The sequence below is a fragment of the Pseudomonas sp. GL_091 genome, assembly GCF_057837725.1.
In genome coordinates, this window is the sequence record NZ_CM174451.1 from 2,667,420 (window position 1) to 2,687,247 (window position 19,828).

At 60.6% G+C, this 19,828-nt stretch carries 17 protein-coding genes; 6 read left to right on the forward strand and 11 right to left on the reverse strand.

Features of this window, described 5'->3' with window-relative positions; genetic code table 11:
• The first annotated feature begins 348 nt into the window (after window positions 1-348).
• A complete protein-coding gene (locus tag AC3ITY_RS12260; RefSeq protein ID WP_108232172.1) occupies window positions 349-795 on the forward strand; it encodes an anti-virulence regulator CigR family protein in 447 nt (148 codons plus the stop codon).
• Window positions 796-896: 101 nt separating this feature from the next.
• Window positions 897-1,403 (forward strand): hypothetical protein, encoded by a 507-nt coding sequence (locus AC3ITY_RS12265; RefSeq protein WP_489309406.1) that lies wholly within the window; start codon window positions 897-899, stop codon window positions 1,401-1,403.
• Between the two features lie 146 nt (window positions 1,404-1,549).
• Here AC3ITY_RS12265 and AC3ITY_RS12270 read toward each other — a convergent pair whose 3' ends face one another.
• Window positions 1,550-2,974 (reverse strand): IS1182 family transposase, encoded by a 1,425-nt coding sequence (locus AC3ITY_RS12270; protein WP_489305654.1) that lies wholly within the window; start codon window positions 2,972-2,974, stop codon window positions 1,550-1,552.
• 251 nt (window positions 2,975-3,225) lie between these two features.
• Here AC3ITY_RS12270 and AC3ITY_RS12275 point away from each other — a divergent pair, with 251 nt between their 5' ends.
• Window positions 3,226-5,145: a tyrosine-protein phosphatase gene (locus AC3ITY_RS12275; RefSeq protein WP_489309408.1), complete on the forward strand. Its 1,920-nt coding sequence runs from the start codon at window positions 3,226-3,228 to the stop codon at window positions 5,143-5,145.
• Between the two features lie 92 nt (window positions 5,146-5,237).
• Here the strand turns inward: AC3ITY_RS12275 and AC3ITY_RS12280 are convergent, their stop codons facing one another.
• Both AC3ITY_RS12280 and AC3ITY_RS12285 read right to left on the reverse strand, forming a co-directional pair.
• Window positions 5,238-6,185 (reverse strand): helix-turn-helix transcriptional regulator, encoded by a 948-nt coding sequence (locus AC3ITY_RS12280; RefSeq protein ID WP_489309410.1) that lies wholly within the window; start codon window positions 6,183-6,185, stop codon window positions 5,238-5,240.
• A gap of 288 nt (window positions 6,186-6,473) precedes the next feature.
• On the reverse strand, window positions 6,474-6,926 hold the full coding sequence (locus AC3ITY_RS12285; protein ID WP_489309412.1) for a hypothetical protein: 453 nt from the start codon (window positions 6,924-6,926) through the stop codon (window positions 6,474-6,476).
• Between the two features lie 324 nt (window positions 6,927-7,250).
• On the opposite strand from AC3ITY_RS12285, the gene AC3ITY_RS12290 reads away from it, so the two are divergent.
• Entirely contained in the window at window positions 7,251-8,972 is a 1,722-nt protein-coding gene (locus tag AC3ITY_RS12290) for a SulP family inorganic anion transporter (RefSeq protein WP_489309414.1), read from the forward strand.
• 58 nt (window positions 8,973-9,030) lie between these two features.
• Window positions 9,031-9,849 (forward strand): polyphosphate kinase 2, encoded by an 819-nt coding sequence (ppk2, locus tag AC3ITY_RS12295; RefSeq protein ID WP_489309416.1) that lies wholly within the window; start codon window positions 9,031-9,033, stop codon window positions 9,847-9,849.
• 78 nt (window positions 9,850-9,927) lie between these two features.
• Here ppk2 and speF read toward each other — a convergent pair whose 3' ends face one another.
• Window positions 9,928-12,111 (reverse strand): ornithine decarboxylase SpeF, encoded by a 2,184-nt coding sequence (gene speF / locus AC3ITY_RS12300; RefSeq protein WP_489309418.1) that lies wholly within the window; start codon window positions 12,109-12,111, stop codon window positions 9,928-9,930.
• 442 nt (window positions 12,112-12,553) lie between these two features.
• On the opposite strand from speF, the gene AC3ITY_RS12305 reads away from it, so the two are divergent.
• The gene (locus AC3ITY_RS12305) at window positions 12,554-13,336 is read left to right on the forward strand and encodes a DeoR/GlpR family DNA-binding transcription regulator (RefSeq protein ID WP_489309420.1); all 783 of its coding nucleotides are present in this window, start codon (window positions 12,554-12,556) and stop codon (window positions 13,334-13,336) included.
• A gap of 80 nt (window positions 13,337-13,416) precedes the next feature.
• Here AC3ITY_RS12305 and AC3ITY_RS12310 read toward each other — a convergent pair whose 3' ends face one another.
• The 7 genes from AC3ITY_RS12310 to AC3ITY_RS12340 form a co-directional block, all read right to left on the reverse strand.
• A complete protein-coding gene (locus tag AC3ITY_RS12310) occupies window positions 13,417-14,712 on the reverse strand; it encodes an NAD(P)/FAD-dependent oxidoreductase (protein ID WP_489309422.1) in 1,296 nt (431 codons plus the stop codon).
• Window positions 14,713-15,122: 410 nt separating this feature from the next.
• A complete protein-coding gene (gene chrA, locus AC3ITY_RS12315) occupies window positions 15,123-16,481 on the reverse strand; it encodes a chromate efflux transporter (protein ID WP_489309424.1) in 1,359 nt (452 codons plus the stop codon).
• A 44-nt stretch (window positions 16,482-16,525) separates the two neighbouring features.
• Window positions 16,526-17,014, reverse strand: a complete 489-nt coding sequence (moaE, locus tag AC3ITY_RS12320) for a molybdopterin synthase catalytic subunit MoaE (RefSeq protein ID WP_489309426.1) — start codon at window positions 17,012-17,014, stop codon at window positions 16,526-16,528.
• A gap of 3 nt (window positions 17,015-17,017) precedes the next feature.
• The gene (moaD, locus tag AC3ITY_RS12325; protein WP_489309428.1) at window positions 17,018-17,269 is read right to left on the reverse strand and encodes a molybdopterin converting factor subunit 1; all 252 of its coding nucleotides are present in this window, start codon (window positions 17,267-17,269) and stop codon (window positions 17,018-17,020) included.
• Window positions 17,266-17,772 (reverse strand): cyclic pyranopterin monophosphate synthase MoaC, encoded by a 507-nt coding sequence (gene moaC, locus AC3ITY_RS12330; RefSeq protein WP_489309430.1) that lies wholly within the window; start codon window positions 17,770-17,772, stop codon window positions 17,266-17,268. Before moaC ends, moaD begins: the two co-directional genes overlap by 4 nt.
• Before the next feature lie 43 nt (window positions 17,773-17,815).
• Entirely contained in the window at window positions 17,816-18,643 is an 828-nt protein-coding gene (gene fdhD / locus AC3ITY_RS12335) for a formate dehydrogenase accessory sulfurtransferase FdhD (RefSeq protein ID WP_489309432.1), read from the reverse strand.
• Window positions 18,644-18,789: 146 nt separating this feature from the next.
• Complete coding sequence (locus tag AC3ITY_RS12340; RefSeq protein ID WP_489309434.1) at window positions 18,790-19,680, reverse strand: LysR family transcriptional regulator; 891 nt, start codon at window positions 19,678-19,680, stop codon at window positions 18,790-18,792.
• Window positions 19,681-19,828 lie beyond the last annotated feature (148 nt).

Here is a 19,828-nt window from a genome sequence, read left to right on the forward strand (position 1 = left end):
CGGCGCTGAGGTAACAATCGGGAAACAGCGCCACGCATTGAAGTATCTGCGACGTATCAAGCGTGGATTCACATCGAAGAAGTGATGAGTGCAGTGGCGGCCACGCTGGTACTGGCCAGCGGGGTCTGGTGGAGCGTTTCGAGTGGGAATGGTGAGGACCGGCCGGGTCTCAAGGGCCGCTTCGCAGCCCGGCGGGAGCAAGCTCCCTAAGCCCCATCCTTCGGCAAACGCCTGCAAGGCTTCGATCGGATGAGCGTAGACGGTTTGGCGGTTGGTGACTCGATGGAACCAACACCGTCAATAGCGTCTAAATTTCAGAGAATCTTCCCCACCACGAAGGAACGACTCATGTACAAGTCTCGATCATTGATTGCAGCAATCACCTGTTTGACCCTGATCAGCGGCTCGGTGACGGCGCTGGCCGATCCCGGTAACGGCCAGGGCAACGGGAAGGTCAACCATGGCAACCAGGGCGGTCATGGCAACAAGAACAAAAACTCCGGTGGCGGGGACTGGAGCAATGGCCCGAGCATCAACCGTGGCAGCGTGCTCGAGATCATTGGCGTGAATACGGGCTACTGGAGCCCCGGGCCTGATTTGCCACCGGGTATCCAAAAGAACCTTGCCCGAGGCAAGCCGCTTCCACCCGGTATCGCCAAAAAACTCGATGGCCGACTGGTTGGCAGGCTGCCCCACTATGATGGCTACGAATGGCAGCAAGTCGGCACGGATCTGATCCTGGTTGCGCTGGCCACCGGGCTTGTCTATGAAATTCTCGACGGTGCGTTTGATTGACGTGTGAATGGCAGCCTTCCAGCCGTTTGTCGTGGTGCGTGAACTGTCTGAGGGATATCGCGTCATACGTCACGCGATATCAACCTCCTACGGAAGCAATCATGCTTTTTAAAAACAAGAGTCTCGTTGCTGTAATGTCATGCGCCATGATGCTTGCAGCCGCCCCGTTACTCCCTGATGGCCTGTCGATCATGGGTTCCGCATACGCGAAAGACGGCGGTGGCGGCGGCGGTGGCGGTGGCGGTGGCGGCGGTGGAAATGGCGGTGGGAACGGCGGCGGAAACGGTGGTGGAAACGGCGCAGGCCACGGCGGTGGTATGGGTGGCGGACACGCCGGCACAGGCCACTCCGGCAGTAACGGCCGCGGCAACGGGCTGGACAGCGACCATGCTGGCAAATCCGTTCGCGACCATGGCCTGAGCGGGAACCACTACGGTAGTGAGCGCAATGATGATAACGGTCATGGCACCACGACCTCAGGCATCGCCCATTCCAAGGATACTCGCGGCATCTCCAAGGCCAGGGCCATTTCGGCCTCGACGCCGGGTGAGCACAACACCAAAGGCTTGAGTAAAGCCGGGCTGTCGACCTCGAAAAAAACCCATTGAGTTCGCGGTTGTAGACATCAGTTTCTGAAAAGCCAAAAACCCGCTGAAACAGGCTGTGTGAAAACACGCTGATGACGGTTCCAACAAACGCCCCGACTTGTTCGGGGCGTTTGCTTTTGTGCTCACAGCAGACGAAAAAAGGCCTTTCAGCCCATCAACGCCATCATCTGGCGCACGCCTAACACGTTAATCGCTCTTTTCAGGTTGTAGGCGTTCACTGCCAAGGCCATTTCAGCTCTCGCGCCTTCAAGCTGTCGCAGCAAGAAGCGAGCATTACCAAATAACCACTGTTTAAGGTTGCCGAAGGGATGTTCGACGATGGATCTGCGGTTGACCATCATGTCGGGATGCGCCTGCATTCGCTGCTCCATTCGCTCGAATGCCTTTTCGTGCAGATGGCGTGAGAGGTATCGGCGCTGGGCTTCGGTGCATTGCGCTTTTAACGGGCAGCTTGCACAGTCGCTGAGCGCCGACTGGTAGATCCGGCCTTTGTTGCTGATCTGTTTAAAGATCAGCCATTTTCCGGCAGGGCATTGATATCGATCTTGCGACGCATCGTAGGCAAATGCTGTTCGATCGAAAAGTGCCTGTTCCTTGCCGCAGGAGTTGAGTGATCGCGCCACAGGCACATAAGCGGTGATGTTCTCATCCTCACATGCCTGGAACTGCTTGCCATTGGAGTAGCCCGCATCTGCAGTGACCGTCAGTTCATCTTGCGAAAGTTGTTCCTTGGCGGCCTTGGCCATCGGTTCAAGTTGCTTGCGATCATCGCTGTCCTGAGTCACTTCATGGTGCACGATCATGCAGTTCTCAGCGTCCACGGCTGTCTGTACGTTGTACCCGACCCGAGGCCCTTTGTGCGTTCGCAGCATTCGCGCATCGCTTTCGTGGGTATTGAATTGCTCAAGCTCCATCGATTTCATCAGCGCCTGGCACGTCAAGTTATTGGAATGCCTGACTTCAAGTTGCGTCAAAGTCGTTCTGATCGCACTACGGTTAATCTTTTCGCCGGCTTCGGTTTTATCTGCCTCGTCCAGCTCTGCCAAATATTGGGCGATGCGCTTCTCCAGCTTCTGCTCTTGATGTTGGAGCCGCTTCAAATTCGTATGACGCCGTGAAGAGGCGACCGCCTGAAACTTGCTGCCATCAATGGCCACCAACTCGCCGGTTATCAAACCCGCCGTGCGGCAAAACTGGACGAAGGCCCGGCACGTCGCGATGAAAGCGGGTTTGTTGTCTTTACGAAAGTCGGCGATGGTCTTGAAATCGGGCTTGAGTCGATTGATCAGCCACATCACTTCGATATTGCGCTGACACTCGGCTTCGAGGCGCCGTGATGAACGGATCCGCTGGAAATAACCGTAGAGGTAGAGTTTTAGCTGATCGGCTGGATCGTAAGAGGGCCGGCCGGTACTTTTAGGAAGTGCTTTATCAAAGCCCAGTCGCGCCAGATCCAGCTTGGCGACGTAAAGGTCGATAACGCGAACGAGGTGATCCTCGGGGATCAACTCTTCCAGCGAGACCGGAAATAGGCTGGTCTGACTGCGGGACTGTCCCTGGATGTAGGCCATAACGAAAAATGCTCCGTATCTTTCGATACGAAGCATTTTCTTTGAGTGCCGCGCAGATTGCTAGGTTTTCACACAGCCTGGAAAGGCGGGTTTTTTGCAATTGGAATTTGATCGCCGGGCATTACACGGACAGAAAACGAGCCGCCTGGACACATCGCGCAGTGATTTGCGTTCGCGGGCGATTTGTCATGTTCAGCGCCATTTCAATGTAGATATTAGTCAGCCCAACGGTATTCCAATGAGGCTGCACTGTGTTCCAACGACTTGTGTGTTCGCTGTCTGTTTTGAGCCTGTCCATCGCTGCCGCCCAGGCTGCCGAGACTGTTCCCCTCAACACTCCTCGCTTGAAGAGCATCGATAACTTCCGTGATGTCGCCGGTCTCACCACCGCGTACACCACCGCCAATGACGGCACCATGCGTGGCGGGGTGTTTTACCGCTCCAACGCGCTGACGCCGTCGGCGGCGGATCTGGCGACCCTCAACGGCCTGGGCATCAAGGCTGTCTACGACCTGCGCACGCCCAGCGAAATCGCCGCCACGCCTGACAAGATGCCCACGGGCGCGACGTACACCAACATCGACATCATCGGCGGCTCCACGTCGGGCGCGAACGTCACCAACATCGCGTTCCACAGCGCCGCTGAAGCCACCGCCATGATGCAGGACACCAACCGTGATTTCGTCAGGAACCCGGGGATGCGCAGCGAGTTCAACCAGCTGTTCAATGAGCTGGCCGCGGTCGACGGCGCGGCGCTGTTCCATTGCACCGCCGGCAAGGACCGCACGGGCTGGACCGCCGCTGTGCTGCAAAGCATCGCCGGGGTCGACGATGCCACCATCATGAGCAACTACCTGGCGACCAACGACTACACCGCCGCGCGCATCAAGGCGACCCTGGCGGCGTTGCCACCGAGCCTGGCGACCATCTATGGGCCGCTGATCGGTGTGGAGGCCGGTTACCTGCAAGCCGGCCTGGACCAGGTGACCGCGCAATACGGCACGATGGACAACTACCTCAAGCAAGGCCTGGGCCTGTCCCAGGAAACCATCTACGTGCTGCGCGGCAAGATGGTGATCTACAACAGCCTGCCTGGCGCCGCAGACCTGGCTGGCAACGCTGCGGCCGGTGCGCGGTTGTTGCAACAACTGCAGAACAGCAACCTGTCGGGCACCTACAGCGCCTATAACTACTACCTGCAGTCGGCCATCGATGCCCGCAGCCTCGGAGGCGTGGAGTCCACCGTCGGCGGTCAGGTGCATGCCGACGCCGCGAGCTACTTGCTGCGCCAGGGCGCGATGATCGAACAGGCCAGCGCGCCGTTCACCAGCGGCATCGACCTCAAGGCCGGGCAATATCGCCTGTGGAGCACCGCCCTGGCGGGGTATCTGGGCACCGATGGTTCGTCCCAGGCCTCCAGCAGCAACGAGCATAGCCAGGGCATGATGATTGGCCTGACCCAGCGTTTTTCCGAACAGCTCAGCGCCCATGCCGGCTTCGGCTACAGCAGCGGCAATGTCGGTGGCGCAGGTGGCGAGGCCGATACCGACCTGACCTTCTTCAGCGTGGGTACTCGCTTTGCACCGAACGGTCTGGAGCGCGGCCTGTTTGTGGATGCCGATGCCAGCGCCGGCTATCTCGATTACGAGAGCAAGCGCGAACTCGGCGGCGGTCTGGGCACGGCCAAGGGCGACAGCCATGGCAACCTCTCCGGTGCGACCCTGGCCCTGGGTTACCGTGTGCCGGTGAACGGCGTGACCCTCGAGCCGAGCCTCGGCGTGCGGATCAGCCACGTCAACCTGTCGGGCTTCCAGGAAAAAGGCAGCGAACTGGCCCTGGACGTCGACGGCATCCACCAGACCCGCAAGAGCGCGGTGGCCAACCTCAACGCATCCTTTGCACCTGTCGGCCTCGGTGCCTGGCAAGTGGTGCCGGGTGTGCAAGTGGGCTACGAGCATGTATTGGGCGACCATGAAGTCGACAGCGAAGGGCAACTGCTGGGCCTGGACATTGAACAGCAAGCCGCCTTCGACAACCGTGACCAGTTCACCGGTGGCGTCAACGTCATGGCCAACCTTGGGCCGTGGAGCGTAGGGGCAGAAGTCGGCGCCAGCGGTGGCGGCGACAGCCACGGCTTCAATGGCGGGCTGAAGGCCAGTTATCTGTTCTGACGATCAGTAAAGGCAATCTGTGGGAGCTGGCTCGCGATAGTGATCTGACAGGCAATGTTGATGGTGAATCTTCCACCCGCTCCCACAATTTCTCAATTGGACGCCATTGGCCGGGTTCTCCGGCCCTTTCTCACGTCTGCGGGACTGATGCCGTAGGCACTCTGGAAATACTGGCAAAACCGCCCGACATTGCTGAAGCCGTGTTGCAAGGCCACGTCTGTCACCGACGGCGACACCCCCTGGGACAGCGCGGCAAAGGCGCGCTCCAGGCGTACCTGGCGTTGATAGGCAACGATCGAGGTGCCCATGAAACGCTGAAAACCTTCCTGTAATGCGCGCAGGCTGACATTGGTCAATTGCGCCAGCTCGGTGCCGCTGGCCAGGTGGTCGGGGTGCTCCTGAATGTACTCGACGGCCAGCTTCACATGCCGCGGCGCTATCAGTGGGGAAGGGCGCCGGAGGGCTTCGGTGAAGTTGTGCGGCCAGGCTTCCAGCACCGCATCGACCAGCATTTCGCGAAGGCGCGAAGGCATCAGCGAACCGGTGTTGATCAGCAGGTCGAACTCGGTGCCCGTGGCCAGTTCAATCAATGCCCGGATGCCCTGCAAGGCCGATACATTCAGATCCACCACCGGCTCGAAATGGACCTTTTGCAGGATAGGTTTGCCCAGCAGCGTCGACAGGCGCTCGGTGATCAGCGCCCGGCTGATCGAAATCCCGTGCTGTGCGTGGTTATCGACAAAGCGCGCCGAGCGGACCTCGGCCTTGTCGATCGCCAGGCCGATCCGGGCGAAGCCGACCGACTCGGTGACGTGGTTGAAGATGATCTTGCCGGCGGTGGGAATGACGAAGGTGATTTCATCAAGGGGGGCGGGAAAAGCCACCGTGAAGTCACCGCGATAGTGCATGCGACGAAAACTGACACCTTCGTGCCGGCCGTAGACCCCGCCGATGATGATGTTTTTCGGCGGCGGCGCAGAGTCAGCATAGAGGTTGCCGAACAGGTTCGAGAACAACGCGCCAAAGTCGTCGCAGCTCATGTCGTTGGACCTGATGATGATTTGCTTGCGCGTCGTGCTTGCGTACACCGGAAGTGTCACCTTGAGCGGATGGGCAAAGCCCTGGTGCAGGGAGCTGGCGATCGGAGATCGAGCGGATGCGGTTCGGGAAAGCGCTTGGACGTTATCAGTGAGTAATGACAGGTTTGTGACCGGTTGTTGCCGCTGTTGTCGCCGACCCCGTTTCCGTTCTCCCGACGCCACCGCTCGCACTGGACAACGGGTGGCACGAGCGGTACCGGGGCGTGGGCCGACCTGAATCGGCAGCGGCTATTTCACCGGCTCTGTTGCCTTGATATCCCCGCAAAAGATATCGACGTTGCCATCGGTCGAAGCCGTTCGCACGACCACCGAATACTTGCCGTCAACCAGGGTTTGCAATGGCACAGGTGCGGTTCTGGAAAAAGTCCAGCCGCGTACGGGTTGGCGTTCGGTGTTGACGGTGTCGTTCATCGCGTAGGCGACTGACCCGGGTTGCTGGCAGCTGCCGTTATTGATGAAAGAGTAAAGACGCAAGGGCAGGACAACCCCGGTTGGAACACCGCTGACGAAGAAACTGAGCCCGGTTTTCTTGTCCCAGTCCGTCAGCGTGACGGTGCCGATCTGACCGGCGTTTTGCCGGGTGGCGACCAGGTTAACGTTCACGCCGTGGGTCGATGAAGTGGTGCAGCCGAAAAGGCTTGCCGCAACCATGAGTGCTGCCAGTGAGGTTTTGAGCTTCATTGCCAAACTCCTGAGTTGAAGAACTGCAATGGGGAGAATTAGCGGGTATAGCTCATTTATCGCTTTCATGACGCCATCCATATAAGGCTTTCCATTTTTTTAGTGGTGATGATGGGGCGTCTGTCTCCTTCGCCAGCCATGTGGCGGCGTAGCCGTGCAAACCGGCTACATTTGTAACTGGTCGAATCTGCGTGGATTGCCTGCCGGCACACGCGCTTCGATGCCGATGAAGGTTTGCAATGGTTACGCGTGCAGTTAAAGGATTGTGCGGTCAGCTGAGCCCACTCATCATCCGCACGGGACGATTTGCCACTGGAGTGACTGATGAATCAACAAGGCAGCCATCCGCAAGAGCGGATTCCAGGCACTCCACAGCGGGGAACCTTGCGCAGCCTGTTGATCCCTGAGTGGCTCGGCAGCTACCGGCCAGACTGGCTGCGAGGCGATGTGGTCGCCGGGCTGACGGCAGCGGCCGTGGTCATTCCCAAGGCGCTGGCGTACGCCACCATTGCCGGCCTGCCGGTGCAGGTCGGGCTGTACACGGTGCTGGTGCCGATGGTGATCTATGCCGTGCTCGGCACGTCGCGCCCGCTTAGCGTCAGTACCACGACCACCCTGGCCATTCTCGCCGGCTCCGCGTTGGGCCAGATCAGCCCCGGTGGCGATGCGGCGACTTTGCTCGCGGCTTCCGCCACGCTGGCCCTGATGGTGGGCGCGATCCTGATCGTCGCCGGGCTGTTGCGCCTGGGCTTCGTCGCCAATTTCATTTCCGAACCGGTGCTGGTAGGTTTCAAGGCCGGCATCGGCGTGGTCATCGTGCTCGACCAGCTGCCCAAACTGCTGGGCACGCACATCGACAAAGGCGGCTTCCTGCACAATCTGCTGGCCACGGTTCAGAGCATCGGTCATGCCTCGCTGCCGACCGTGGCGGTCGGTGTGTTCATGGTCCTGCTGCTGGTGGGCATGAAACGATTTACCCCGCGGCTGCCCGCACCGTTGATTGCGGTGGCGCTTGGCATCATCGGCATGAGCCTGTTTGGCCTGGAGCGCTTTGGTGTGTCCGCCGTGGGCGTGGTGCCAATCGGATTGCCCGCGCCGACCCTGCCAGTATGGTCGTTGGCCGAAGCTCTGTGGCCTTCGGCGATGGGTATCGCGCTGATGAGTTTCACCGAAACCATTGCGGCGGGGCGCGCTTTCGCCCGCAGTGACGAGCCCGCGCCACAACCGAATCGGGAGCTGCTGGCCACGGGCGTTGCCAACATCGGTGGCGCGTTTCTCGGGGCCATGGTCGCCGGTGGCGGGACCACCCAGACGGCGGTGAACCGCCTGGCCGGCGCCCGTTCGCAACTGGCCGCACTGGTCACCGCAGCACTGGCACTGGGCACTTGCGTGTTGTTGGCACCGCTGATTGGCCTGATGCCCAACGCCACGCTCGCCGCCGTGGTGATCGTGTATTCGGTGGGCCTGATCGAACCGGCGGAGTTTCGCGAGATCCTGTCGGTTCGCCGTACCGAATTTGGCTGGGCCGTGGTGGCCATGATCGGCGTGATGCTGCTGGGCACGCTGCAAGGGATCGTCGTGGCGATTATCGTCTCGTTGCTGGCCCTGGCCTATCAAGTTTCGGACCCGCCCGTGCACATCCTCGGGCGCAAGCCTGGAACCAATGTGTACCGGCCGCAGTCCGCCGAGCACATCGATGACGAACACTTTGACGGGCTGCTGTTGCTTCGGCCTGAAGGCCGGATTTTTTTCGCCAACGCCCAGCGCATTGGCATGAAGATGCGATCCCTGATCGAAGAAGCAAGGCCCGCCGTGGTGATTCTCGACCTGCGCAGCGTGTTCGACCTGGAGTACACCGCCCTGAAAATGCTCACCGGGGCGGAACAGCGACTGCAGGAAAAAGGCATTTCATTGTGGCTGGTGGGCATGAGCCCGGGCGTATGGGACATGGTCATCAAGGCACCCCTGGGCCAGGCGCTGGGCGAGGCGCGCATGTTCCTGAACCTGGAACTGGCGGTTGAACATTACCAGCGCATTCGACGCTGAATGAACGCGGCCGGGGGCACTCCGGACGCTATGTGACGCATTGAAGGAGTTAACGGGCATGGCGAAGAAGAAGGCGGCAACCAAAAGCAAACCTGTTGAAAGCGACAAGCTCAAGAACAAGGTGTATCTCGAGGAGCTGGCACAGCTACATGTCGAGATGGTCAAGCTGCAGGAGTGGGTGCAGCACACGGGCGCGAAGATCTGCATCATCTTCGAGGGCCGTGACGGCGCCGGCAAGGGCGGGACCATCAAGGCGCTCACCGAACGGGTCAGTCCGCGGGTGTTCCGGGTAATGGCGCTGCCGGCGCCGACCGAGCGGGAAAAAAGCCAGATGTATGTGCAGCGTTATCTGCCGCACCTGCCGGCGGCTGGTGAAGTGGTGATCTTCGATCGCAGCTGGTACAACCGCGCCGGTGTTGAGCGGGTCATGGGGTTTTGCAGCGAAGAACAGGTGCGCAATTTTCTCAGCGTGGTGCCGCGCGTCGAGCATGCACTGGTCGAGTCGGGAATCATCCTGATCAAGTACTGGCTTGAAGTGAGCCAGGAAGAACAGACCCGACGCCTCAAGGAGCGTATCACCGACGGGCGCAAGATTTGGAAGCTGTCACCCATGGACCTCAAGTCCTATAACCGCTGGTACGACTACTCCCGTGCCCGGGACGACATGTTCGAGGCCACCGACACCGAATTCGCCCCGTGGCGGGTCGCCAACTCCAATGACAAGCGACGGGCGCGACTGAACATCATCAGCGATGTGCTGAACAGTATTCCTTATGAAGAAGTACCGCGGGCGAAAGTGAAGCTGCCCAAGCGCCAAAGTCCTGGTAACTATCGGGATCCGAACTATCCGTTCAAGTTCATCGCGGAGAAATTCTAGAACGATGCATTGGGCAGGAGCCGGCCCACGCTGGCTCCTGGCTCCTGGCTCCTGGCTCCTGGCTCCTGCCACATGCCATCAGGCCTTGATCACGTACCCATACGCCCGGGTACGACCGCCTTCCTGCTTCAGGTACACCCCTTGCAACTCCGGCGTGAAACCGGGCAAGCGGTTGATGCCTTCTTCCAGGGCCAGGAAGTACTTGAGCACCGCGCCACCCCAGATCTCCCCCGGTACCACGCACAGCACCCCCGGCGGATAAGGCAACGCACCCTCGGCGGCAATGCGCCCGTCGGCCTCCGCCAGGGCCACCAGTTCGACGTTGCCGCGGATGTACTCGATTTGCGCTTGCTGCGGGTTCATGGCCTTTTTCGGGAAGTGTTCCTTGCGGAACATGTCCCTCTGCAACTGCTGCACATTGTGGCTGCGATACAGGTCGTGCATTTCCTGGCAGAGCTGGCGAATGGTGTAGTTGCGATAGCGTTCCTGATGCTGCGCGTAGATGGCCGGCAGCACCCGGCTCATCGGTGCGTCATCGCTGATGAAGCGTTCGAAGCGGGCGATTTGCGCGGCCAGGTGGGTCATCTTCGCCCAGTCTTCGGCCGGCGTGAGCAGGAACAGGATCGAGTTGAGGTCGCACTTTTCCGGGACGATGCCGTTCTCGCGCAGGAAGTTGGCCAGGATGCCGGCGTGAATGCCGAAGTCGGTGTAGCTGCCGTCCACCGGGTCGATGCCCGGCGTGGTGAACAGCAATTTGCACGGGTCGATGAAGTACTGCTTCTCGGCGTAGCCGGCAAAGGCGTGCCAGCGGTCCTTGGGATGGAACTCGAAGAAGCGGATGTCGTTGGCGATTTCTTCCGTCGGATAGTCTTCCCACGCACGCCCTTCAATGGTGTGGGGCACGAATGGGCGGACCATGGTGCAGGCTTCGAGGATCAACTTGCGCGCTTCGATGCCGAACTTCACGCAGTCTTCCCACAGGCGCAGGCCGCTGCGGCCTGAGTGAATGCGCGCATTCACATCCAGCGAGGCGAACAACGGGTAGAACGGGCTGGTGGACGCCTGGGCCATGAACGCGTTGTTGAGCCGGTGATGATTGCAATAGCGCGCCTGGCCTTTGATGTGGCGGTCCTTCTTGTGCACCTGGGAGGCCTGGGAAAAACCGGCCTGCTGTTTGTGCACCGACTGGGTGACGAAGATGCCCGGGTCGTTCTCGTTGAGGTCGAGCAACAGCGGCGAGCAGTCTTTCATCATCGGAATGAACTGTTCGTAGCCGACCCACGCCGAGTCGAACAGGATGTAGTCACACAGCTTGCCGATGCGGTCGACCACCTGGCGGGCGTTGTAGATGGTGCCGTCGTAGGTGCCCAGTTGAATGATCGCCAGGCGGAATGGCCGCGGCTGTTGCGCCTTGTCCGGGGCGACCTCGGCAATCAGTTCGCGCAGGTAGTCTTCTTCGAAACAGTGGGCGTCGATACCGCCGATAAAGCCGTACGGGTTGCGCGCGGTTTCCAGATAGACCGGCGTGGCACCGGCCTGCAGCAACGCGCCCTGGTGATTGGACTTGTGGTTGTTGCGGTCGAACAGCACCAGGTCGCCGGGGGTCAACAGGGCGTTGGTCACCACCTTGTTCGAGGCCGAGGTGCCGTTGAGCACGAAGTAGGTCTTGTCCGCATTGAACACTTGCGCGGCGTGTTTCTGCGCCAGCAGCGCCGGGCCTTCGTGGATCAGCAGGTCGCCGAGCTTGACGTCGGCGTTGCACATGTCGGCGCGAAACAGCGTCTCGCCGAAGAAGTCGAAAAACTGCCGACCGGCCGGGTGCTTGCGAAAGAACTGGCCGCCCTGGTGACCGGGGCAGGCAAAGGTGGCGTTGGCCGCTTCGGTGTAGTGTTTGAGCGAGTCGAAGAAGGGTGGCAGCAGGCTTTCTTCGTAGGCCTTAGCCGCTGTTTCCAGTTGGTTGCCATGGTATTCGACGTTGCTGGGGGCCAGGTCGAAGATGCCGTTCACTTGCAGCAGCACGTCATTGAGGTGTTTGTAGACTTCCCGGGGGTGGGTGCTGGTGCCGGGGGACGCCACCAGGAAAATCGGGATATCAAAACCGGTGCGCTGAATGGCGTCGAGGGATCCGGCCAACACGTCATTGACCGACACCACGGCCACGGCGACGTCGGTGAAGTCTGTGTGACCGAGCGGGACCACCTCCCGGGCGTTCAGGAAACATGCGGATGCGCCTTCACTGGCGGCGATTTTCAGGGCTTTCATCGGTGGTGTCTCCTGGCGGGCACTCAATTGTCCGCAGCTTTTTTAGAGATCAACTTCCGGGGGAGCCTTCCAGTTCCCCCTGATCGGAAATCGTGTCACCACTGTTTATAGAGCATATTCCTGATCTGTCAGGCTTTTACCGCGACCTTGCACATCTTGACGCCTCACGACCTGTCGGTCAGGCGTGAACCAGCGCAATGGTGAACGAGACCACGATCATGCACGCAAAAGCAAAATTGATATTCATGAAGTTTTCATCCAAAGCATGAGTGACGGCGCCATCTTGAACAGGTCACAGGAAAATGAAAAATTCGGCGTAATGATTTGAAAGATCGAAAAAAATGATACCTGGAGGTGTTTGCCCGGCCGCCCGTTTGTGTTTGTCCCGTGTTTTGGCTAATCTCGCTGAAACGCGCAGTTACACGCATAAACGAGCAAAAACATGCACGACAACCATTCTGCTGCCGAACTTCCTTCAGTACGCCGGCAAAAAATCCTGTTGATCCTCGAACGTGATGGCAAGGTCATGGCCTCGGAGTTGAGCCAGCATTTCGCGGTGTCCGAAGACACCATCCGCCGCGATCTGGCGGAGCTGGCCAGTGCCGGCCTGGTGCAGCGGGTGCATGGCGGGGCGTTGCCGCGGCCCAAAGACACTGGCAAGGACTATTTCACCCGGATCAGCGAAACCGACGAGGTGAAAACCCATCTGGCGCAATTGGCTGCGCTACGGGTGCAGGACGGTCAGATCGTGGTGTTCGATTCCGGCACCACCACCTTGCAGATCGCGCGTTCGCTACCAGCGCAGATCGCCATTACCGCGATCACCGCGTCGCCGATGACGGCCATCACCTTGTCCGAATACAAAGGCATCAAGGTGATCCTGGCGGGCGGCCAGCTCAACCCGGCGACGATGTCGGCCAGCGGCCACGAAACCCTGCGGCTGCTGGCGGGCATCAAGGCCGATCTGCTGTTTACCGGAGTCTGCGCGATTCACCCGCAGGTGGGCTTGAGCTCACTGCATTTTGATGAAGTGCCGGTGAAACAGGCGATGCTCGACTGCGCCTCCCATGTGATTGCCGTCACCACGGCGGACAAACTCGGCGCGGTGGAACCCTTTGTCGTCGCGCCCTGCAACCGCGTGCACACGCTGATCACCGAACGGCATGTGGCGTCTGGCAATGTCGAGGACTACCGGGCGCTGGGGATAGAGGTGGTGCAGGCTTGAGTGGGTCTCTGTGGGAGCGAGCCTGCTCGCGAAGAGGCCCGCTCAGGCAGCATCCATGCTGAATGTGCCGGCCAACAACCTCAGCGCAATCGCTCAAGCATCTGGTAGTACCACATGCCGGCGGCGAGCATCGGGTTGCCGAGCAGGTCGCCCATGGGCACGCGGATGTGCTGGCAGGCGGCGAAGGTGTCGAACTGTTCCAGTTTTCCTGTGATCGCCCGGCCCATGATTTCTCCCATGATGTGGGTGGTGGCGATGCCGTGGCCGGAGTAGCCCTGGCAATACCAGACGTTGTCCGACAGCTTGCCCAGTTGCGGGATGCGGTTGATCACGATGCCCATCGCGCAGCTCCACTGGTAGTCGATGGCCACGCCTTTAAGCGCCGGGAAGGTCTGTTCGATGCACGGGCGCAGTTCGGCGGCGATGTCCCGCGAATCCTTGCCGCTGTAGTTGGCGCCGCCACCGAACAACAGGCGACCGTCGGCGGTGAGGCGGTAGTAGTCGAGCACGAAACGGCAGTCGTAGACCGCCAGGTCTTCGGGGTTGATCTGCCTGGCCAGATCGCCCAGCGGCGCGGTGGTGACGATGCCGCCCATGGCCGGGAAAATCTTGCCCTTGAGCTTGCCAGGTTCCAGCTTGTGGTAGACGTCGCCGGCCAGCAGTACCTGGTTGGCGTCGATCTGCCCGTGGGCGGTGCGTACGCCCGGGCTCTTGTGAAGGCCATCGCCGTGGATGATCTCCAGCACTTCGCTGTTCTCGAAGATCAACGCACCCAGGCTCTCGGCTGCGCGAGCCTCGCCGATGCACAGATTGAGCGGATGCAGGTGCAGGTTGCGGGTGTTCTTGATCGCGCCGTGGTAGAGGTCGCTTTGCAGCAGGTCGCGCACCTGGCTGCGGTCGAGCAGGCTGACCTCGTCGCCCATGCCACGGTGCACCGCCTCGTCGTAATCCTTGCGCAAGCCGAGCATGTGCGCGGGTTTGTACGCAGCGTGCAGGTGGCCTTGCTTGAGGTCGCAGGCGATGCCGTACTTTTCCACGCGCTGCTGGATGATCTGGTGCCCGCGCCAGCGCAGGTTCCAGATGAAATCGTCGACTTCATCACCGATGGTACGGCGCATCTGTTTGCGCATGGCCTCGTCGCCCGACAGGCTGCCGGTGACCTGGCCACCGTTGCGCCCGGTGGCGCCCCAGCCGATCTTGTGGCTTTCGACGATGGCGACCTTCAGGCCTTTTTCCGCCAGCTCGACGGCGGTGGCCACGCCGGTGAAACCGCCGCCGATGATCAGCACGTCAACCCGGTGCCGGCCTTGCAGAGTCGGGTAATCGGTGTCCTGGTTGAGGGTGGCGGTGTAGTAGGAATTGCAACGTTGAGTCATGTCGGTGTCCTAGCAAATTTGGGAGAACCCAATGCCAGCCAGTCGAAGTGCGCAACCTGTGGGGGCGAGCAGGCTCGCTCCCACAGGGATTGCATACGCTGAGCAAACGCAGGGATAGCGAAGGAGGGGGCTCGCCGATCAGGCGAGCAGGGCGCTATCCGGCGGACGTGCGGAGTGACGCAGTTTGGAGCGGCGCAGGGCCATGGGCAGGTTGACGATGCGCTTCATGCAATGCCGTCCACGGCCAGCAGCGAGGTGGCCAGGTTCGAGAGGTTCAGCAGGTGCTGTTCTGACGGCAAAGTACGCATGGCGCAGGTTTCCGGCGGCGGAAATCGTCGGTGGCGAGCAGGACAAGCCATCCGGGGATGGCTGGATACTAGGGAGGATTGGGGCGCGTGTAAATGTTTGATTCAGGACATCAGGTGCACACCGAGGCCGATCAACCCGCAACCGATCAGCACCTCGATCACCCCGCGCTTGAACCGAAGCAATGCAATGCCCGCCACCATCGCGATCAGCAGCGAAGGCCAGTCCAGTGGTCCTTCGAAGCCTTTGGGCCACAGCACGTGGTAGCCAAAGAAACAGGCCAGATTGAGAATCACGCCCACCACGGCGGCCGTAATGGCCGTCAGCGGCGCGGTGAACTTGAGTTCGTTGTGCGTCGACTCCACCAGCGGCCCGCCGGCGAGGATGAACAGGAACGAAGGCAGGAAGGTGAACCAGGTCACCAGCGTGGCGGCCACGGCACCAGCGACAAACGCTTGATCCGGCCCGAAGACCTGATGCACGTAGGCGCCGATGAACCCGACGAAGGCGACGACCATGATCAGCGGACCTGGAGTGGTTTCACCGAGCGCCAGGCCGTCGATCATCTGCGTCGGCGTCAGCCATGCGTAGTGACCGACCGCGCCCTGGTAGACATACGGCAGCACCGCGTAGGCGCCGCCAAAGGTCAGCAGCGCGGCCTTGGTGAAGAACCAGGCCATCTGCGTCAGCGTGCCTTCCCAGCCGAACAGTGCGGTGAGCATGGCCATGGGCAACGTCCACAAGATTGCACCGATCACGGCGAGGCGCGCCAGTTTCCAGGCACTGAAGCGGGCGTGTTCAGGGGTTGGGGTGTCATCGTCGATCACGGCCTGGCCGAAGGACTTTTTCGCCGCACTGTGGCCACCGGTCCTGAATTTTTCCGGTGCCAGACGCCCGCCGAAAAAGCCGATGACCGCCGCGCCGAGCACGATCAGCGGAAACGGCATATTGAGCACGAAGATGGCCACGAAGGACGCGGCGGCAATGCCCCATAACCAGCCGTTCTTCAGCGCCCGCGAGCCGATCCGGTGAGCCGCCTGCACCACGATTGCCGTGACCGCAGGCTTGATCCCATAGAACAATCCGGCGACCACGGGCACTTCGCCAAAGGCGATGTACACCCAGGACAGCGCAATCAGGATGAACAGCGACGGCAACACAAACAGCACGCCAGCGATCACACCGCCCCAGGTCCGGTGCATCAGCCAGCCGATGTAGGTTGCCAACTGCTGAGCCTCGGGCCCGGGCAGCAACATGCAATAGTTGAGGGCATGCAGAAAGCGCCGCTCGGAGATCCAGCGCCGGCGCTCGACCAGCTCCTGGTGCATGATCGAAATCTGCCCCGCCGGCCCGCCGAAACTGATGAAGCCAAGCTTGAGCCAGAACAGGAAGGCTTCGCGCAGGCTGATGGACCGGGGCTGCGGCACATCCTGTTGCGTGTTCGGGGAGGGCGTGGGGCTCAAGCGAAAATTCCTTGTGCAGAAAAGCTTTGAGCCAATGACTGTAGCTACGCCGGCGCGCGTTGCATAGCCGCCTGATGTTGCGTTTCTGCCCAGCGCTCGACGGCTGAGCGGTCGCTGTCACGGGCATCGACCCAGCGCGCGCCGCTCGCCACGTCTTCGCGTTTCCAGAACGGTGCATCAGTTTTCAGGTAGTCCATGATGAACACACAGGCTTCGAAAGCGGCTTGACGATGGGGGCTGCTGACGCCGACAAACACGATCGGCTCGCTGATCGACAAGGGGCCGATCCGATGCACGATCTCCACGGCCCTCAGTGGCCATCGGGCCCTGGCGTTGTCGATGATTTTTTGCAGCGAGCGTTCGGTCATGCCCGGGTAGTGCTCCAGAAACAACCCTGTGACCGCCTCACCCTGATTGATGTCGCGCACGTAGCCGACGAAGTTGACCACTGCACCCACCCCCGGATCGTTCGCCTGCAGGCTGTCGATCAAGCGGCCGACGTCGAACACTTCACGCTGGACCCGTACCGTCATGCCTCAACCCCCGGTGACCGGTGGAAAAAAGGCGATCTCGTCATAGTCCTCGATCACCCGGTGCGGATGGCACAGCTCCTGGTTCAGCGCACACATCAGGTTGTTCTCACCCAGCACATGGCTCCACAGTTCACCGCGAGCCATCAGCAGTCGGCGCACGTCTTCGATGGTCTTGAGGCTGTCGGTCAGGGGCAGTTTTTCGCCGCCCAGGTTGAGCTGCTCGCGGTAACGGGCGAAGTAGTTGATCAGGATCATTGTGCGTCCTCGAACTTGAAATGACCGGAGCGGCCACCTTGTTTACTGAGCAGTCGGATGTTATCGATGACCATGCCTCGGTCCACTGCCTTGCACATGTCGTAGAGGGTCAACGCCGCCACGCTCACGGCGGTGAGGGCTTCGAGTTCGACCCCGGTCTGGCCCTCGACGCGGCAGGTGCCGAGGATTTTCACGCTGTCCGGTGTGCAGGCCTTGAGTTCGACGTGGATCGAACTGAGCAGCAGGGTGTGGCACAGCGGGATCAGCTCATGGGTTTTCTTCGCTGCCATGATTCCGGCGATCCGCGCCACGGCAAATACATCGCCCTTGGGGTGGCCGTCGCTTTGAATCAGCTTCAAGGTTTCCGGGCGCATCCGCACCCAGGCCTGGGCCTGGGCTTCGCGCTGTGTCGGGGCTTTTTCGCTGACATCGACCATGTTGGCGCGACCCTGGCGGTCGAGGTGGGTCAGGCCATCGGGCGCTGCATCTGCAATGTCTGTCATGGGAGGTTCCTGCGCTTGCCAGCGCGGTGATCAGGTGAAGGCATCATGCCGGGCTGTAAATGCGTGGTGCGTTGCGGTGGGGGACGTGAATCAGGTTGAGGCGATGTTTGATCGCCCATTGCACGGTCAGGGCGGTGGGCGCCGACAGGCTGACCAGCGTGCCGAGCCTGGCCCTGACGGCCTTGTGGATCAGTTCCAGGCTGCAACGGCTGGTGACCACGGTGAAGCCGCTACGGCTGTCGATACCGGCGTGTTGCAGGGCTCCGATCAACTTGTCCAGGGCGTTGTGGCGGCCGATGTCTTCGCGGCAGATCAGAGCGTTGCCTTCGCTGTCGAAGTACAGCGCCGCGTGCAGTGCGCCGCTGCTGCGGGCCATTTGTTGTGCCTGTTCGATGCGGTTGCGGATGTCGATGAAATGCGCGGCGGGCGGCAGGGGCACCGGGTCGAGAATGTCCATTTTCGGCAGGGCCTGCTCCAAGGCTTCCACACCGCACAGCCCGCAGCCACTGGTGCCGGCCATTTGCCGGCGATGGTTTTTCAACGCCCAGAACGCGCGGCTGGAGATCTGTACGTCTGCTTGAACGGCCTGGTCGAAGTGGGTGAGGCGCAAGTCGTAGATTTCGCTCTGGTGCGCAACGATGTCGTTGCTGACGCTGAAACCACGGATGAAATCTTCGAGGTTGCCCGGCGACACCATCATCACGGCCTGACTCAAACCGTTGTAGGTGATTGCCAGGGCAATCTCTGATGCCAGCGCCGCCTGACAAACTGATGCGGCATTGTCGTACTCGCGAAAGTTCACATTCAGCGGTTTTGGTGCGGGGGCGTTAGTGTCGCTTCGAACATCGGCTTGTTCAACTTGGCACAACATGAAAAGAACCTCGAAGCGCTGAATTAAGTTCAGGCTACGGGTAACTTTTCAACGCGTCCAATCGCTTGTTCCGATGCGCCGATTGGTGATGTCTATCAAGCTGGGCAAACATGTCCGGTTCGGTTTTATATAAAGCCGTAACTTGATCAGTTGGTCCGGCTGAATAACGTTCGTGCTTCGGCGAAACACTTCTCGGCAATCGCCGAGCGCGGTTCAGTCTTGCGCATCACCAGGCCCAGGGGCGCGAGCACGCTGGCATCCGGCAATTCGATGAACGACAGGTGTTCGATGGGCTCTTCCAGGCCACTGTCCAGCGGCATGATCGCGCAGCAGAAACCTTCGTGAATCGCCTGCAGCAACTGGTAGGTCGAGTCGCTTTCCAGGATCGGCTGCGGGTCCAGTCCGCGGCTGCGAAAACTCAGGTCGATGGATTTGCGGTAGTGCATGCCGTTGCTGAGCATCCCCAGCGGCAGTTCGGCGGCGTCCTCCCAGCTCATTTGCGTGCCGTCGAAATGGAAGTGACGGTTGTCGTACAGCAGGCCGACGCGGGTCTCGCCGATCTCGAAAAACTCGAAATAGCTCGGGTTGACGTGATCGAGGTAGCACACGCCAAGGTCCAGCTGATTGTTGCCGAGGCCCTCGATGATCTGGTCGGAACTCAAGGACGACAGGCTGTACTTGAGCTCGGGAAAGCTGCGGGACAGGCCCTGAATGTAGGTGACCGGGTTGAAGCTGCTCAGCGGCACCAGCCCCAGGCGCAAGTTGCCGACGAGCTGGCCCCGGCACGCGGCGGCCTCGGCGAAGAGCCCGTCGTGGGCGGCAAGCAGGGTCCTGGCCCACGCCAGCACGCGTTCGCCGGCCTCGGTAAAACCTTCGAAGCGCTGGCCCCGGGTGACCAGCACCAGGTCCAGTTCATCCTCCAGGTTGCGCAGGCGCATCGACAGCGTCGGCTGGGTGATGTGGCAGCGCGCGGCCGCCTGGCCGAAGTGGCGGGTCTGCTCCAGGGCGATCAGGAACTTGAGTTGTTTGATGTCCATGACGGCACCTGCTGGCGGGGGAGTGAAGGGGTAAGTATTGACTCAGGTGTGCAAGACACAAGGCGAGGCAGAAATCGTGAGGTGCGGACGATCTCATTGTCTTTAGTGTGCGTCCAATCACTGCTATCTAAGGGGTTATCGACGGGCT